The sequence below is a fragment of the Streptomyces sp. NPDC001868 genome (assembly GCF_040297125.1).
GTDB lineage: Bacteria > Actinomycetota > Actinomycetes > Streptomycetales > Streptomycetaceae > Streptomyces.
Genome location: NZ_JBEOYO010000098.1, coordinates 1 through 15,888, shown reverse-complemented (window position 1 = coordinate 15,888; position 15,888 = coordinate 1). Strand labels below are relative to the sequence as shown.

Below are 15,888 nucleotides of genomic sequence, written 5' to 3'. Positions count from 1 at the left end.
GCGGGCGGGGCCCCCCCCCGCCCGCGCGGGGGGGGGGGGGGGCGGGGGGGGGGGGGGGGGGGGGGGGGGGGGGGGGGGGCCCCGGCTCGTGGTGGGGCCCGCCCCGGGTACAGCGGGACCTACTGCTTGGGCAGCTCGACGCCGGTGGCCTTCGCGATGTCGGCGAGCATCTCCTCGGCCGCCTGGACTCCGATGCCGGACATCCAGGTCTCGTCCGGGACCTCGAAGACCTTGCCGTCCTTGACGGCGGGCAGGTCCTTCCAGACGGGGTTGGCGGTGACCTGCTTCTGCTGGGTCTTGTCCGGGGTGTCGGCGGTGGTGACGAAGATCAGGTCGGCGTCGGCCTGGTCGATCTCCTCCGGGCTGACGTCCTTCATGGTCACGGCCGGGTCGTCGGAGATCTGCGACTTCGGGCGCTGGAAACCGACGTCGTTCAGGACGACACCGCTGTAGGAGTTGGAGGCGTAGAGACGGGTCGGGCCGGCGACGAAGCGGACCACGGAGACGGTCGGCAGGGCGCCGTCCTTCTTCTCGATGGCCGCGCCGAGGGCCTCGGCGCGTGTCTCGTACTCCTTCAGCTCGGCCGCGGCCTCGTCCTCCAGGCCCAGCGCCTCGGCGTGGACCTTCAGGTTCTCCTTCCACACCCCGCCGGTGGTCTCGGTGAAGACGGTCGGGGCGATGGCGCTGAGCTTGTCGTACACCTTCTCGTGCCGGACCTTGGACGACAGGATCAGGTCGGGCTTGAGGGAGGCGATCTTCTCCAGGTTCGGCTCCAGCAGCGGGCCGACGTCCGTGGTGTTCTCGAGGTCGCCCTCCAGGTAGGTCGGGAAGCCGCCCTCGGTCTTGAAGTGCGGGGCGACGGCGCCGACCGGGTCGACACCGAGCAGGGTGACGTCGTCCAGCTCGCCGGTGTCGAGGACGACGACCTTCTTGGGCTGCGACGGGATCTCGACGTCGCCCATCACGGTCTTGAGGGTGCGGGGGAAGGCGGCGCTGTCAGCGCCGGCCTGGGCGGTGTCGTCCGCCTTCGTGATGTCGTCGTCACCGCAGGCGGCGAGGAGTCCCGTGCCGAGCACGACGGTGAGCAGAGCGGCGGTGGGGCGGCCGAATCCGCGCAGGGGAGATCGCTTGAGCATGAGGGGGTCTTTCTCGATGGGTGTATGGGGAGGGTGGGCGTATTGGGGGTGGGCGTATGGGTGTGGTGAGTGAGTGGGGAATGGGTGAGTGGTCAGGCGGTCGCTGGCGCGGTGGTGCGCCGTGCCGCGGTGCCCTTCGGGACGACCAGGGGTGTGCCGGTCTCCGGGTCCGGGATGACCCGGCAGTCCACGTCGAACACGGACTTGACCAGGTTCGCGTCGAGTACGTCGGCCGGTGGGCCGGCGGCGGCGAGGCGCCCGTCCTTCAGCACGACCATGTGGTCGGCGTAACGGGCGGCCTGTCCGAGGTCGTGCAGCACCATCACCACGGTGCGGCCCGCCTCGGCGTGCAGGGCGGCGACCAGATCGAGGACGTCGAGCTGGTGCCGGAGGTCGAGGAAGGTCGTCGGTTCGTCGAGCAGGAGCAGCTCGGTGTCCTGCGCCAACGCCAGGGCGATCCAGGCGCGTTGGCGCTGGCCGCCGGAGAGCCGGTCGACGGGCTGGTCCCGCAGCGCCGCCGTGCCGGTCCGCTCCAGGGCCTCGTCCACGGCCTTCTGGTCGGCGGCCGACCAGGGGCTCAGCAGGCGCTGGTGCGGGTATCTGCCGAGGCGTACGAGTGCCTCGACGGTGATCGCCTCCGGGGTGACCGGCTGCTGCGGCAGCAGTCCCATGCGGAGGGCCAGTGCCCTGGCGGACATACGGTGGATGTCGGCGCCGTCGAGCGCGACGGTCCCCGCGGTGGGGGCGAGCAGTCGGCTCAGTCCTCTCAACAGGGTTGATTTACCGCAGGCGTTGGGGCCGACGATGGCGGTGACGGCGCCGCCGGGGAGCGTCAGGTCGAGACCGCCGACCACGAGCCGGTCGCCGTAGCGCAGGTCGAGGCGCTGTGTGGAGAGCTGGTTGGTGGGGGGCATGGGAGCGGCTCCTGGGGCGAGCGGGGGGCGGTACGGCGTGGGGGGCGGGTGCGGCGGGGTGGTGCGAGGGGGGTGGGGGGTGGTCCGGGGTGCGTTGTCGGGTGCGGGTGCGTGGGGCTTCTCGCGCAGTTCCCCGCGCCCCTGAAAAGCAGGGGCTGCGCCCCGTGCTTTTCAGACCCGCAGCCCCGTCGCCTTCCAGGCCCCCGGGGCCGTCGCCTTCCAGGCCCGCAGGGGCCTGGGCTTTTAGGGGCGCGGGGAACTGCGCGAGAAGCCCCACCGGGCCCGCACTCGCCCACGCACCCCGGGCGAACCCCACGGCCCGCGCGATCACGCGCAAGGAGAGGCGCCCACTCATGTCCCACTCCCCCGCACAGGACTGCTCTGCCGGAACATCAGCACCAGCAACCACGGCGCACCCAGCGTCGCGGTGACCGCGCCGACCGGGAGGCCCTCGACGGGGAGGACGTGCTGGACGACCAGGTCGGAGGCCAGAAGGAGGACCGCTCCGGTGAGGGCGGCCAGCGTGAGCGTCGCGGTGGTGGGCGGGCCGGTGAGGAAGCGGACGATGTGGGGGACGGCGAGGGCGACGAAGGTGACCGGTCCCGCGAGGGAGGCGGCCAGCGAGGCCAACGTGACGGCGACGAGGAGGAGTTGGAGGCGGGCGGCGGAGGTGTTGAGCCCGAGGGCGCCCGCCGAGTCGTCGCCCAGGTCGAGCACGGCCAGCCGCCGGTTGGTGACGAGCGCGGCGGCCAGGGCGAGCAGCACGGCGGCGCCCGCGCCCCAGACCTCCGTCCAGGTACGGCCGTACACCGACCCGGTCGTCCACTGCAGCGCCGAGCCCGCGAGCTCGGCCGGGAAGCGCACGATCATCAGGTTGACCGCGGCGGCCAGGCCCGCCTGGACGGCGAGGCCGGTGAGGACGAGGCGGGTGACGGCGAGCCCGGACCGCCAGGCGAACACACCGAGCAGCAGGGCGGCCACCATGCCCCCCGCCAACGCGCCGACGGGGGTGAGCAGTTGGGAGGCCCCGGCGGCGAGCAACGCGACCGCGCCGAGAGAGGCCCCGCCCGTCACGCCCATGACGTCCGGGGAGGCGAGGGGGTTGCGGAACAGCCGTTGCAGGACGCAGCCCGCCGTGCCCAGACCGGCACCGGCCACGATGGCGGCGACGGCGCGCGGCGCGCGGAACTCCCGCACCACCAGCACATCTCCCGGATCACCCAGTCCGAGCAGTGCGCGGAGCGCCACCGACGCGGGCATGTCCATCTCCCCCGTGGACACGGAGATCGTGAGCAGCACGAGCAGGGTCAGGAGGCCGGTCGCGGCGTAGGCGACGAGACGGCCACGGCCCGGCGCGCGGCGCGTGTCACGGCGCACGGCCGTGTACGTCAGTGTCATCGGGCGACCTTCCGGGCGAGGAGGGCCAGCAGCGGGGCGCCGAGGAAGGCGGTGACGATGCCGACCTCCAGTTCCGCGGGGCGGATGACCAGGCGGCCGAGGATGTCGGCCGTCAGCAGGAGCAGGGGGCCGGCGATCAGGCAGCCGGGGATCAGGAGACGGTGGTCGCCGCCGAGCAGGGGGCGGACGAGGTGGGGTGCGGCGAGTCCGATGAAGGCGACGGGGCCGGCGACGGCGACCGCCGATCCGGCGAGAAGGACGACCGCGATGCCGCCGGCGAGCCGGATACGGGTGACCGGTACGCCGAGCGCCTGGGCCGAATCGTCGCCCAGGGCGAGGGCGTTGAGGGCGGGCGCGACGGCCCCGGCGAGCAGCAGGCCGAGCACGAGGGTGGGCAACACGGGCCAGAATGTGTCGAGTTGGCGTCCGGCGATGGAGCCCGCCAGCCAGAAGCGCGCCTCGTCGAGGGTGCGTTGACTGGCCAGCATGACCGCCGACGTCCAGGACAGCAGCACGAGTTGGAGCACGGTGCCGCCGAGTGCGAGCCGTACGGGGTCGATGTCACCGGCGCGGCGGGCCAGCGCCTGGGCGAGGACGGCGGCGCCGGCGGCCCCGGCGAAGGCGAACCAGACGTACTCGACGGGGTCGGCGAGCTTCAGCGCGAAGATGGCGACGACGACCGCGAAGCCCGCACCCGCGTTGATTCCCAGGGTGGTCGGGGAGGCGAGCGGGTTGCGGGTGATGCCCTGCGCCACGGCGCCCGCGACCCCGAGTGCCGCGCCGACCGCGAGACCGATGACCGTGCGCGGCAGCCGAAGTCCCGTCACCACCAAGGCGTCCCGGCCTTCCCCGTGACCTGACAGCGCGTCGAGGACGGTGGACAGGGGCACGGAGCGGGCTCCGAGGGCGAGGCTCAGCGCGGCGCAGAGCGCCAGCGCGCCGATTCCGCCGAGGAACAGGGGCAGGTGCCTCAGGGCACTCGGGGGCACGCCGGTCGGCGCAACCCGTTCGGTCGCAGTCACGAAACGTGAGCTTAGGTTAGGCATGCTTTAGCTTTCAACAGCTGTGGGCCCACTGTGATCCACACTGCTCTTGATCAACCTGTGAGCAACTGTGCTGGTCAACGACGCACACGACTACTTCACACCTCGCCTGGTCATCGACACGCGATCTTGCAGCTAAGGTAAGGCTTACCTCCTTCGCACGCCAAACCTCTTCACGCTCTGGAGTTATCGATGACCGTGGCCCACCTGGAAACCACCCAGGCCGACACCGCCACGTCCGTCCCGCGACTCCTCGCCGCCGCCTACCGCCGCCTGGACACGATGTGCGAGGCGCTGTCCGTGCGCGTGGCGGAACCCGGCCCCTCGACGACCACCCGTCAGCAGCGGTCCGGTGCCGCGCTCGCACCCCAAGGGGCCATCCACACCATCGGCTTGACGGACCGTCAGGAAGGCGTGGAAGCCTTCGTCGAGGCGGAGGCCGCCCGCATCCAGGACCGCTACGACCACACCGCGCCCCGGCATGTCGCCGCCTCCCGCGCCCTGCACGACTACGCCTGGTCGGTCGGCCTGCTGATGAGCGGCGTCTGGTGTCTGGAGCGGCGCGTGCCCCGCGTCGCGCCGTCCGACATACGGGTCGACCTCGCGTCCGGCGCCTTCGAGATCACCCCCGGCACCGACCTCGTCTGCCTCCCCGACGACCCGGCGACGGCCCTGCCCGGCGCCCGGGCCGTCGCCCACCAGGAGGCGCTGCGCGCCGAGTTGAGGGCCGCCGTCGCGGACCACATGGGCCCGGTTCTGGAGGCGTTCGGCCCGTACGTCCGCCGGGGCTCGCGCGCGCTGTGGGGGCTGGTCTCCGACGACCTGGTCTCGGGCCTGTGGTATCTGGGCCGGATGCGGGGCGACGAAGCCGCCGGCGTCCGGGCCGCCTCCGCGGTCCTCCCCACCGCCCACGCGCCCTTCCCCGGCGGCGCCGACTTCCGTTCCCTCCACACGAGTGACGGCCGTGAACACCCGACCCGCACCCGCATGGGCTGCTGCCTCTACTACACGATCCGTCCGGCCGAGGCCTGCTCCACCTGCCCCCGCACCTGCGACGCGGAACGGCTGCGGCGGCTGGAGAACTGACCGCGTACCGACCGCGCGACGGCGGTGAGCGCCCCTACTCCACGAAGTCGGGGTTCCAGGGCAGGACCCGGAAGTCACCGGTTCCGCCCTTGACCTTCTCGAACGGCGCCGAACTCACGCACTTGGGCAGGTCCTTGGTCTCCTCCGGGTTGCCCACGGAGGCCCAGCTGTAGCCCAGGCGGTCGTGCCGGCCCTGGTCGTGCACGGTGAAGCCGACCCGGTTGCCCTTGGCGTCCGGCAGGCTGGTCCTGGTGATGACGCCGGTGGCGACGGCGACCTTGCCGCCGGTGACCAGGCAGTCGATCCGCCCTTCCGCCCAGTGGCCCTCGCCGTCCAGGTAGTGACTGAAGCGGAAGGTGCCGGTCGCCTGCAACGGGTCCATGTTGTTCTCGGCGGCGAGGTGCGCGTCGAAGGTGAAGGTGATGTCCTCCTCGGACGTCCGGGAGAGCTTGGCGGAACCGGTCAGTGCGGCCGCTTCCCGCGGCTTCCCGGAGCCGGCCTCGGGCGAGGTGGCGGACGAGACCGCGGGGGAACGGTCGTCGGCCGCCGCGGATCCGGCGACCGCCGATCCGGTGACCGCGGCGGCGATCAGTACGGCGGCGCCGGCGGCGGCACGGACTCGGGTGGCGGACAGTAACCCATGAACCATGACAAGGCCCTTCGTCGTGGGTGTTGCCCGGAATTCCGGGCAACAGCCAGGTTCCTCCGGCCGACGGTCCGCCACATCCGCCGCCGGTCGTCAGTCACCGTCAACCGCGAAGGGCACATCCGGGCCCGGCGTGCGCCCTGAGGCGTACGCGGGCATGCGCCCGTAGCCGCATCCCGCGACCTGCGCTAAAGCGCCGTGGCCGAAACTTTCGATTCCGCTCCGGGGCCCGGTGACGATTGACGCAGCTCGCCGCGGATAGCAACACTCTTCGACGGGTTTCCAACAGGAAGCGTCAAAAGCTCGCAACGCTGGAGGTCGGCTTGCAGGGGTACGCCGGATACGTCTTCGTCTACTTCACCGGCGAGGGCAGCCCGGACGGCGAGCAGATCAGGTTCGCGCTCAGCCGGGGCGACGACCCGTTGCGCTGGCGCGAGCTCAACGGCGGTGCGCCGGTGCTCACTTCGGATCTCGGGACACGAGGGCTGCGCGATCCGTTCGTCGTGCGTTCCCCGGAGGGCGACCGGTTCTTCCTGATCGCCACCGACCTCAGGATGCACGGCGAGCCGGACGGCGACTGGGAGCAGGTGCAGCGCACCGGCAGCACCTCGCTCATGGTCTGGGAGAGCACCGACCTGGTGCGCTGGACCGACCGCCGTCTCGTGCGCGTCGCCCCCGACACCGCCGGCAACCTCTGGGCTCCCGAGGCCTGTTACGACCCCGGTCTCGGCGCGTACGTCGTCTTCTGGGCGTCGAAGCTGTACGCCGACGACGACCCGGACCACACCGCCGACACCCACCACACGATGCTGTACGCGACCACCCGCGACTTCCGTGTGTTCAGCGAACCCCGGCTGTGGAACGACCCCGGCCACTCGGTCATCGACTCGACGGTCGTACGGCACGACGGCACCTGCTACCGCTTCACCAAGGACGAGCGCGGCAACTCCCCCGCCGCGCCCGGCGGAAAGTTCATCACCGTCGAGAGATCGGCGGAGCTGCTCGACACCTCGTACGACTTCGTGGCCGACCGGATCGGTCAGGGGGCCGTCGAGCAGGGCGAGGGGCCGATCGTCTTCAGGTCGAACTCGGACGACGACAAGTGGTACCTCTTCATCGACGAGTTCAGTGGACGCGGTTACGTCCCCTTCGAGACCACCGATCTCGCCTCCGGCAAGTGGACGCCGTGCGAGGGCTTCGCGCTGCCGCCGGGTGCCCGTCACGGCTCGGTGCTGCCGGTGACGCGGGCCGAGTACGAGCGGCTCCTCGCCGCGTTCGCGCCGAAGGCGTCCGTCGTCGACGCCACCGTCCCGGCGGGAGGGCTGAAGGCGTACGCGCTCGTCGACGACGCCCACGCGAAGGTCGTCCTGCCCCTGCACCCGGGCATTGAACTCGGCACGCTCGCCCCGGAGTTCGACCTGTCGGCGGACGCCGGGATCGACCCGCCCTCCGGCACCCCACGCGACTTCCGCACCCCTCGGTCGTACACCGTCACGACCGCCGACGGGACCGCTCGTACCTGGACGGTCGAGGCCGTGCACATGCGCAGCCCGCTGCTGCCGGGGCTGCACGCCGACCCCAACATCCAGGAGTTCGGCGGTCGTTACTACATCTATCCGACGACGGACGGCTTCGAGGGCTGGGGCGGGACACGGTTCGAGGTGTACTCCTCCGACGACCTGGTCACCTGGGAGGGCCACGGCGTCGTGCTCGACCTGGAGTCCGACGTCGGCTGGGCGGACCGCTACGCCTGGGCGCCGGCCGCCGGAGAGCGCGACGGGTCGTACTACTTCTACTTCTGCGCGAACCAGCAGATCGGCGTGGCGGTCGCGGACAGCCCGACCGGCCCCTTCCGTGACGCCCTGGACCGGCCGCTGATCGGGCGCGACGACTACGAGGGCCAGATGATCGACCCGGCCGTCTTCCGGGACGACGACGGCAGGTCCTATCTCTACTGGGGCAACAGCGAGGCCTACGGCGTGCCGCTGAACGAGGACATGGTGTCCTTCGACCCGGCGCTCGTACGGCGGTTCACTCCGGAGGGCTTCCGCGAGGGCGCCTTCGTCATCAAGCGGCGGGGCGTCTACTACTTCATGTGGTCGGAGGACGACACCCGCAGCGAGGACTACCGCGTCGCCTACGCGACCGGGCCCTCGCCGCTCGGCCCGTGGACCGAGAAGGGGGTCATCCTGCGGAAGCGGCCGGAGTACGGCATCCTCGCCACCGGTCACCACACGGTCGTGAACGTCCCCGGCACCGACGACTGGTTCATCTGCTACCACCGGTTCGCGGTTCCCGGCCCCGGCACCCCGCGCGGTGACGGCACGCACCGCGAATCCACCCTGGACCGGCTGGTGTTCGCGGCGGACGGCTCGATCGAGGAGGTCGTGCCGACGCTGGAGTCCATCGGGCCGGTCTGAGCCCTTCCGACGCGCCTCGCTCTCCCGGCCGTCCGCCGCGGTCATCCGAGGGGGATCAGAAGATGCCCTGGCCGGGGACCAGGATCCCCCGGGGGTCATACCGGTGCTTGGCCGTCTTCAGGTGCGGCCACGCCGGGCCGAAGTGGGTGCGCCAGTCCGCCCGGGAGAAGGGGATGCTGCCGACCGGGTACTGGGTGCCGCCCACCGCCGCGGTGGCCTCGTAGGCCGAACGGTTCGCGGCGAGGAGACGGTCGACGGTGGCGGTGTCGTCCGGCGGGGTGGCCCGCAGAACGGAGAAGAGGAACGGCGTCGGGTCGTCGGCGGTACGGAGCAGGGGCCTGGTGAGGCGCTCCCGCAGGATCGGGTAGAGGAGGACGACCCCGGGGCCGAGGTCGGCCGGGGTGAGGGCACCCAACACCTCCCGGGCGAGGGCGGCGACGGACTTCCCGGGGACCATCAGGTTGAGCCACGGGTGGGCGTACGACCAGATGCCGGCCTCCTTCAGCGCCGCGACGACGGGGGCCAGCCGGTCGACGAAGTCGTAGTAGGCGAGGTCGGCGATCCGGGCGGCGGACGCGTCGTGGCGCAGACCGCGCAGCAGGGCCGTGTCGTCCGGTGCGGGGCCGGCCGGCGGGCCGTAGGCGACCGCCTCCAGGGTGAAGACACGGAAGGCTCCGTCGGCGTCCGCCGAGACCTGGCCCTCGACGTAGTCGAAGCGGCCCTCCTCGACCAGGGTGCGCTGGTCGTCGAGGAAGGTCTCCAGGTCGTCGTAGGGCAGCAGATAGTGGCGTACGGTCTCGGGCGCGCGCACCAGGCGGAGCGTGGCGCCGACGATGACCGCGCACTGGCCGAGTCCGGCCAGGACCGCGTGGAAGAGGTCGGGGCGGCGGGACGGGGAGCAGCGCACGAACTCGCCGGCTCCGGTGACGACCTGGAGTTCGGTGACGTTGTCGACCTGGGCGCCGTGCCGGTGGGTCTGGCCGCCGAGGCCGCCCATGGACAGGGTGCCGCCGACGGAGAGGTCGATGTAGTCGGTGAAGACGGGCGGGGTGAGGCCGTGGGCGATCGTGGCCCTGGTCAGATCGCTCCATCTGACGCCGCCGCCCACGGTGACGGTGGTGCTGTCCGGCCCCAGGGGACCGATGTCCGCGAGGGTCGCGGTCTCGATGACCAGGCCGTCCTGGACCTGTCCCGCACCGTTGGTGGCGTGTCCCTGGCCGCGCGGCGCGACCGGCAGGCGGTGTTCGGCGCAGAACCGGACCATGGCGACGACGTCGTGGACCGATCCCGGGCGCAGGACGGCGCGGGGGCGGCGGTGCACGATGTGGCCGTAGTCGTCGGAGGCGGCCGCGAGGGACGGCTCGTCCGTGACGAGTGTCCCGTCCAGCGGGGGGACACCTGCCAGGTCCCTTCCGGACGGGGATCCCGACCCGGTCGCCGCCCAGCTCCGGGAGACCGGATCGAAGCCGATCACCGCCGCACCGGTGGCCGTAAGTCCGCGCAGAACAGCACGTCGTGACGGTGTGTGGGACATGCGGTAACCACCTCTCACACGCAAAGTGGTATGAGTAATTCCGGAGCATCCTAAGACAGTTAGGTGCGTTTCGGAGGTAGGTACGCCCAACGACCGCCCGTCGGCACGCTGGTGGCGATCAGTCAGGTTCCGACGCGCTCGGGGTTCGGACAGGGAACCCCAGACGACGACGCCCGTCCTCAGTCGTGCGGTGCCTGTCCGCTGACCCGGTGGTCCGCGTGGCTCAGCGCCTCCACGACCAGGCGTCGCAGATGGCCGTCGCTGAGGCTGTAGTAGATGTGGCGGCCCTTCCTGCGGGTCTCGACGAGCCCGGCGAGGCGCAGCTTGGCGAGGTGCTGACTGACCGCCGTCCGGGACGCCTCGCAGCGCTCGGCCAGCGAGCCGACGTCCGACTCGCCCTGCGCGAGCAGCCACAGCAGATGCAGCCGGGTGGCATCCGAGAGCATCGCGAACACTCCGGTCGCCTCGGCGAGCCGTGCGCTGTCGGGGGCGCGCAGATGCGCACCGGACGCAGGTGACAAGGCGTGGCGTTCAGGCATGTGCCCAGCGTAGGCGCTCCGCTGGGGGTGCGGGGCGGGCGTCTGTCGGCTGTTGGCTGCGGGTTTCGTCGTGGCTGGTCGCGCAGTTCCCCGCGCCCCTTCGGGGCGGGACGCCTCCCCATACCTGTCATGTGCGCATGTGCGCACATGACAGGTACACTCGACCCATGCTCGCCGTCCTGCGTCATCGTGCCTATCGGCGGCTCTTCGTCGCCCAGGTCGTCGCCCTGGTGGGGACGGGGCTCGCGACCGTCGCGCTCGGGCTGCTGGCCTACGACCTCGCGGGCGCCGACGCCGGTTCCGTCCTCGGTACGGCCCTCGCGATCAAGATGGTGGCGTACGTGGTGATCGCCCCCGTGGTCGGCGCGGTCGCCGACCGGCTGCCGCGCCGGGCGCTCATGGTGACTGCCGACCTGGTCCGCGCCGGGATCGCCGTGTCGCTGCCGTTCGTCGGCGAGGTCTGGCAGGTGTACGTGCTGGTGTTCCTCCTCCAGTCCGCCTCGGCCGCGTTCACACCCACGTTCCAGGCCGTCATCCCCGATGTACTGCCCGACGAGCGCGACTACACACGGGCGCTGTCTATGTCACGGCTCGCGTACGACCTGGAGAGCCTCTTCTCCCCCGCGCTCGCCGCCGCGCTGTTGACCGTCATCACCTACAACTGGCTGTTCACCGGCACCGTGCTCGGCTTCCTCGCGTCGGCCGCGCTGGTGCTCTCCGCCGTGCTGCCCGAGCGGGTCGCCCGTACGGAGACCCCGGGCAGGGGCCGCGCCGCCGGCACGGGCATCCGTCGTTTCCTCGCCGTCCCCCGCCTGCGAGCCCTCCTCGCCCTGAACCTCGCGGTCGCGGCGGCCGGTGCGATGGTGACCGTCAACTCCGTGGTCTACGTCCGCGATGTCCTCGGGCTGTCGGAGGGTGCCGTGCCGCTGGCGCTCGGGGCGTACGGGGCCGGGTCGATGGCCGTGGCCCTGCTCCTGCCCCGGGTCCTGGACAGGGTGCCGGACCGGGCGGTGATGCTGCCGGCCGCGCTGTCGCTGGCCGTCGTCTTCGGCGGGCTCGGGGTCGTCACGGCCGCGCGGAGCGGGAGTTGGCGGCTGCCCGCGCTGCTCGTCGTCTGGGCCGCGTTCGGTGCCGCGTGCTCGGCGGTGCTCACCCCGACCGGGCGGCTCGTCCGCCGCTCGGTGCCGCCCGGGGAACGTACGGCCGCGTTCGCCGCCCAGTTCTCCCTGTCGCACGGCTGCTGGCTGCTGACGTACCCCCTGGCCGGATGGCTGGGGGCGGCGGCCGGGCTCGACCGGGCGGTACTCGCCCTGGGTTCGATCGCGCTGGTCGCCGCACTCCTCGCCGTACGGCTGTGGCCGGCGCCGCCCGCACCCCATGTGCACGCGGACCTGCCCGTCGGCCACCCGCATCTGGCCGACGCCCGGCGCGTACCGGCGGGCTGGCGCCACAGCCACGGCCACCTCTCGGACGGGCTGCACGCCGGGACGTAGGCCGGGACTCGCGCCGGGGCGGGCGCCCTTCGGTGCCCGCCCCGGTGTCACACGCTGAGCGCCGCCCGTACGGTCTGCTCGGCCCCCGTGCCGCCCTCGCCGGACGAGGTGACCCGGCCCGCCTCCAGCACGTAGTACCGCTCGGCCGCCCGCATGGCGAAGCCGACGTGCTGTTCGACGAGGAGGACGGAGAGGCCGCCCCGGCGGGTCAGGGCGAGGATGGTCTCCTCGATCTCGGCGACGACGGAGGGCTGGATGCCCTCGGTCGGCTCGTCCAGGAGGAGGAGCCTCGGGCGGGTGATCAGGGCGCGGGCGAGGGCGAGTTGCTGGCGTTGGCCGCCGGAGAGGAGACCGGCACGGCGGCTGGACAGCTCCCGCAGGACGGGGAACAGGTCCAGCGCCTCCGCGACCGCCTCCTTGCCGTCCGCGCGGCCGTCGGCGACGAGTCGCAGGTTCTCGGCGGTAGTGAGGTGCGGGAACGACTGCTGGCCCTGGGGGACGTACGCCATGCCCCTGGCCACCCGCTGGTGCGGGGCGAGGTGGGTGATGTCCTCGCCGTCCAGCAGGACGGTCCCGCCCTTCGGCTTGAGCAGGCCCATGGCGGCGCGCAGGAGGGTGCTCTTGCCGGCGCCGTTGTGGCCGAGGACAGTCGCTACGCCGTCCTTGGGGACGGAGACCGTCACGCCGTGCAGCACGGTCGTGCGGTCGTAGCCGGCCCGGACGGAGTTGATCTCCAGCATGGGCGTCACGCCTCCTCGGGGACGGGGACGGGAGCAGGGGCCTCTTCGGCGGCGGGCTCGGACGCGCGGCCGAGGTAGACCTCCTGGACCTTGGCGTCGGCCTGGACCTCGGTGACGGAGCCCTCGCTGAGGACCTTGCCGGCGTGCAGGACGGTGACGCTGCGGGCGAAGGAGCGCATGAAGTCCATGTCGTGCTCGATGACGACCACCGTGTGGTCCTCGCCGACCCGCCGCAACAGCTCGCCCGTGGCCTCGCGTTCGTCGTGGCTCATCCCGGCGACCGGCTCGTCGAGCAGCAGCAGCTTCACGTCCTGGACGAGCAGCATGCCGATCTCCAGCCACTGCTTCTGGCCGTGGGCCAGGACACCCGCCGGGCGGTCGCGCAGTGCCGTGAGACCGGTGGTCTCCAGGGCCCTGGTCACCGCCTCCGGCACGCCCTTGCGGCGGCGGAGCAGCGTCAGCGGGCCGCGTCCGGCGCCCGCCGCGATGTCGAGGTTCTGCAGGACGGTGAGCTCCTCGAAGACCGTGGCCGTCTGGAACGTCCGGCCGATGCCCAGGCGGGCGATCCGGTGCACCGGCCTGCCGATGAGCTCCTCGCCGCCGAAGCGGACCGATCCGGTGGACTTCACAAGACCGGTGACGGCATCCACAAGGGTCGTCTTGCCGGCGCCGTTCGGACCGATGAGGAAGCGGAGGTCGCCGGGGCGGATGTCGAGGTCCACGCCGTCGACGGCCTTGAAGCCGTCGAACGTCACCCGCAGATCGCGGACCGTCAGTCCCTCGCCGCTCATGCGGTTCCTCCTGTCGGGGCCGGAGCCGTGGTGATCGTCTCGGGGGTACGGCGTCGGCGCACCACGCTCGCCAGGGACGCCAGGCCGCCGGGCAGGAAGCCGACGGCCAGGACGAACAGCAGGCCCTGGAGGTAGGTCCAGGCGGCGGGGAAGGCGTCGGAGAGGGTGCTCTGCGCCCAGGCGACGGCGATCGCGCCGAGTACGGCACCCACCAGGGAGGCCCGGCCGCCCACCGCCGCGCCGATGACGAAGCCGATGGACGGGACGATGCCGATCAGCGCCGGGGAGATGATGCCGACCGCCGGGACGAACAGGGCGCCCGCGAGACCCGCCATACCGGCCGCGACGACGTACGCGACGAGTTTGACGTTGGCGGGGTCGTAGCCGAGAAAGCGGACACGCTCCTCGGAGTCCCGTACGGCGACGAGGAGTTCGCCGTAGCGGCTGACGAACAGCTGGCGGGCGGCGGCCATCAGCAGCAGGAGCACGGCGGCGATGACGAAGTACACCATCCGCTGGTTCACGGGGTCGTTGAGGTCGTAGCCGAAGAAACCCTGGATGTCGGTGAGGCCGTTGGTGCCGCCGGTGGTGGCCTGCTGGCCGACGAGCCAGATCGCGAGGGCGGCGGCCAGCGCCTGGCTGAGGATGGCGAAGTACGCGCCCTTCACCCTGCGGCGGAACACGAAGAAACCGAGCAGCGCGGCGACCGTCATCGGCAGCAGGACGGTCATGGCGAGGGCGAACAGCGGGTTGGCGAAGGGCTGCCACCACCAGGGCAGGGTGTCGCCGGTGCCGTAGAGCTGCATGAAGTCGGGGAGCGTCTGGCCGGTGTCGGCCGCGTCGGCGAGCTTGAGGTGCATGGCCATGGCGTAGCCGCCGAGGCCGAAGAAGACGCCCTGGCCGAGGACGAGGAGTCCGCCGCGCCCCCAGGCGAGGCTGACGCCGACCGCCACGATCGCGTAACACAGGTACTTGGCGAGGAGGTTGAGGCGGAAGTCGGAGAGGGCGAGCGGGGCCACGCCGATCAGCAGGACGGCGCCGAGGAGGAAGGCGCCGGGGACGCGGAAGCGGTCCAGGAGGGAGGGCGAGGGCTCCGGCGGATCGGGAACGGCCTTCTCGGGAAGGGGGGTTGGGGTTGTCGTCGTCATGCCAGGCTCCGGGTGCGCAGTGTGTACAGGCCCTGGGGTCGCCACTGCAGGAAGGCGACGATCGCCACGAGCACGACGACCTTGGCGACGCTGACCGTCGTCGAGTATTCGAGGACCGACTGCAGGACGCCGAGCGCGAACGCCGTGATGACGCTGCCCTTGAGCTGAGCGACGCCGCCGACGACCACGACCAGGAAGGCGTCGACGATGTAGTTGGTGCCCATCGTCGGGCCGATCGGTCCGACCAGGGTGAGCGCGACACCGGCCACGCCCGCGAGGCCCGAGCCGATGAAGAACGTCGTACGGTCCACGCGTTCGGTCGCGATACCGGACACCTCGGCGAGGTCCCGGTTCTGTACGACGGCCCGGATACGGCGGCCCAGCGGGGTCAGCCGCAGGATCAGGGTGAGGCCGAGGACGCAGAGCAGGGCGAGGCCGAGGATGAACAGCCGGTTGTTGGCGAAGGTGATACCGCCGACCGAGATGTTGCCGGTGAGCAGGTCCGGGGCGCGGGTCTGGACGTTCGGGGCGCCGAAGATGTCCCGGGCCAGTTGCTGGAGCATCAGCGAGACGCCCCAGGTGACCAGCAGGGTGTCCAGGGGTCTGGTGTAGAGGCGGCGGATGAGCAGCCATTCGAGCAGGGCGCCCATGGTGCCGGCCACGAGGAAGGCGACGGGGAGGGCGACGAGGAGGGAGGTGCCGGCGCCGGTGATGGACTTCTGCAGTACGTACGTGGTGTAGGCGCCGGCCATGATGAACTCGCCGTGCGCCATGTTGATCACGCCCATCTGACCGAAGGTGAGGGTCAGGCCGAGGGCGATGAGGAGGAGGACGGCGCCGATGCTGATGCCGGTGAAGGATTGGTTGAGGACGACCGTCATTTACGCGGCTCCGGGTCGGGGGCGGGGGTGCGTTGGCGGGTGCGGGTGGTGGGGCTTCTCGCGCAGTTCCCCGCGCCCCTCAAAAAGCAGGGGCTGCGCCCCGTGCTTTTTGCTTTCAG

General features: G+C 71.8%; 13 protein-coding genes and 1 pseudogene. 3 read left to right on the top strand and 11 right to left on the bottom strand.

Annotated elements, in window-relative coordinates; all coding sequences use genetic code 11:
- Positions 1–119 precede the first annotated feature (119 nt).
- The 4 genes from ABT147_RS45980 to ABT147_RS45965 form a co-directional block, all read right to left on the bottom strand.
- Positions 120–1,136 carry an ABC transporter substrate-binding protein gene (locus tag ABT147_RS45980; protein ID WP_351418253.1) on the bottom strand — a complete coding sequence of 339 codons (1,017 nt, stop codon included), beginning with the start codon at positions 1,134–1,136 and terminating at the stop codon, positions 120–122.
- Between the two features lie 92 nt (positions 1,137–1,228).
- Positions 1,229–2,050, bottom strand: a complete 822-nt coding sequence (locus ABT147_RS45975) for an ABC transporter ATP-binding protein (RefSeq protein WP_351418251.1) — start codon at positions 2,048–2,050, stop codon at positions 1,229–1,231.
- A 351-nt stretch (positions 2,051–2,401) separates the two neighbouring features.
- Positions 2,402–3,448, bottom strand: coding sequence for a FecCD family ABC transporter permease (locus ABT147_RS45970; protein WP_351418249.1), 1,047 nt, complete (start codon positions 3,446–3,448; stop codon positions 2,402–2,404).
- Positions 3,445–4,494 carry a FecCD family ABC transporter permease gene (locus ABT147_RS45965; RefSeq protein WP_351418247.1) on the bottom strand — a complete coding sequence of 350 codons (1,050 nt, stop codon included), beginning with the start codon at positions 4,492–4,494 and terminating at the stop codon, positions 3,445–3,447. The genes ABT147_RS45970 and ABT147_RS45965 overlap by 4 nt, the downstream gene beginning before the upstream one ends.
- 189 nt (positions 4,495–4,683) lie before the next feature.
- Between ABT147_RS45965 and ABT147_RS45960 the strand changes: the two genes are divergently transcribed.
- The gene (locus tag ABT147_RS45960; protein ID WP_351418245.1) at positions 4,684–5,577 is read left to right on the top strand and encodes a (2Fe-2S)-binding protein; all 894 of its coding nucleotides are present in this window, start codon (positions 4,684–4,686) and stop codon (positions 5,575–5,577) included.
- A gap of 34 nt (positions 5,578–5,611) precedes the next feature.
- Here ABT147_RS45960 and ABT147_RS45955 read toward each other — a convergent pair whose 3' ends face one another.
- The gene (locus ABT147_RS45955; RefSeq protein WP_351418243.1) at positions 5,612–6,226 is read right to left on the bottom strand and encodes a hypothetical protein; all 615 of its coding nucleotides are present in this window, start codon (positions 6,224–6,226) and stop codon (positions 5,612–5,614) included.
- A 329-nt stretch (positions 6,227–6,555) separates the two neighbouring features.
- Between ABT147_RS45955 and ABT147_RS45950 the strand changes: the two are divergent.
- Positions 6,556–8,643: pseudogene (locus ABT147_RS45950) on the top strand (glycoside hydrolase family 43 protein); the annotation flags it as partial.
- A gap of 55 nt (positions 8,644–8,698) precedes the next feature.
- On the opposite strand, the gene ABT147_RS45945 reads toward ABT147_RS45950, so the two are convergent.
- A complete protein-coding gene (locus tag ABT147_RS45945) occupies positions 8,699–10,177 on the bottom strand; it encodes an FAD-binding protein (protein WP_351418239.1) in 1,479 nt (492 codons plus the stop codon).
- 179 nt (positions 10,178–10,356) lie between these two features.
- The gene (locus ABT147_RS45940) at positions 10,357–10,716 is read right to left on the bottom strand and encodes an ArsR/SmtB family transcription factor (RefSeq protein WP_351418237.1); all 360 of its coding nucleotides are present in this window, start codon (positions 10,714–10,716) and stop codon (positions 10,357–10,359) included.
- Between the two features lie 167 nt (positions 10,717–10,883).
- Here ABT147_RS45940 and ABT147_RS45935 point away from each other — a divergent pair, with 167 nt between their 5' ends.
- Entirely contained in the window at positions 10,884–12,209 is a 1,326-nt protein-coding gene (locus ABT147_RS45935) for an MFS transporter (protein WP_351418235.1), read from the top strand.
- 47 nt (positions 12,210–12,256) lie between these two features.
- Here the strand turns inward: ABT147_RS45935 and urtE are convergent, their stop codons facing one another.
- Genes urtE through urtB form a run of 4 tightly spaced genes read right to left on the bottom strand, consistent with a single transcriptional unit; the run spans position 12,257 to position 15,769 of the window.
- The gene (gene urtE, locus ABT147_RS45930; protein WP_351418255.1) at positions 12,257–12,949 is read right to left on the bottom strand and encodes an urea ABC transporter ATP-binding subunit UrtE; all 693 of its coding nucleotides are present in this window, start codon (positions 12,947–12,949) and stop codon (positions 12,257–12,259) included.
- A 5-nt stretch (positions 12,950–12,954) separates the two neighbouring features.
- Positions 12,955–13,740, bottom strand: coding sequence for an urea ABC transporter ATP-binding protein UrtD (urtD, locus tag ABT147_RS45925; protein WP_351418233.1), 786 nt, complete (start codon positions 13,738–13,740; stop codon positions 12,955–12,957).
- Entirely contained in the window at positions 13,737–14,888 is a 1,152-nt protein-coding gene (gene urtC, locus ABT147_RS45920; protein ID WP_351418231.1) for an urea ABC transporter permease subunit UrtC, read from the bottom strand. The genes urtD and urtC overlap by 4 nt, the downstream gene beginning before the upstream one ends.
- On the bottom strand, positions 14,885–15,769 hold the full coding sequence (urtB, locus tag ABT147_RS45915) for an urea ABC transporter permease subunit UrtB (RefSeq protein WP_351418229.1): 885 nt from the start codon (positions 15,767–15,769) through the stop codon (positions 14,885–14,887). Before urtB ends, urtC begins: the two co-directional genes overlap by 4 nt.
- Positions 15,770–15,888 lie beyond the last annotated feature (119 nt).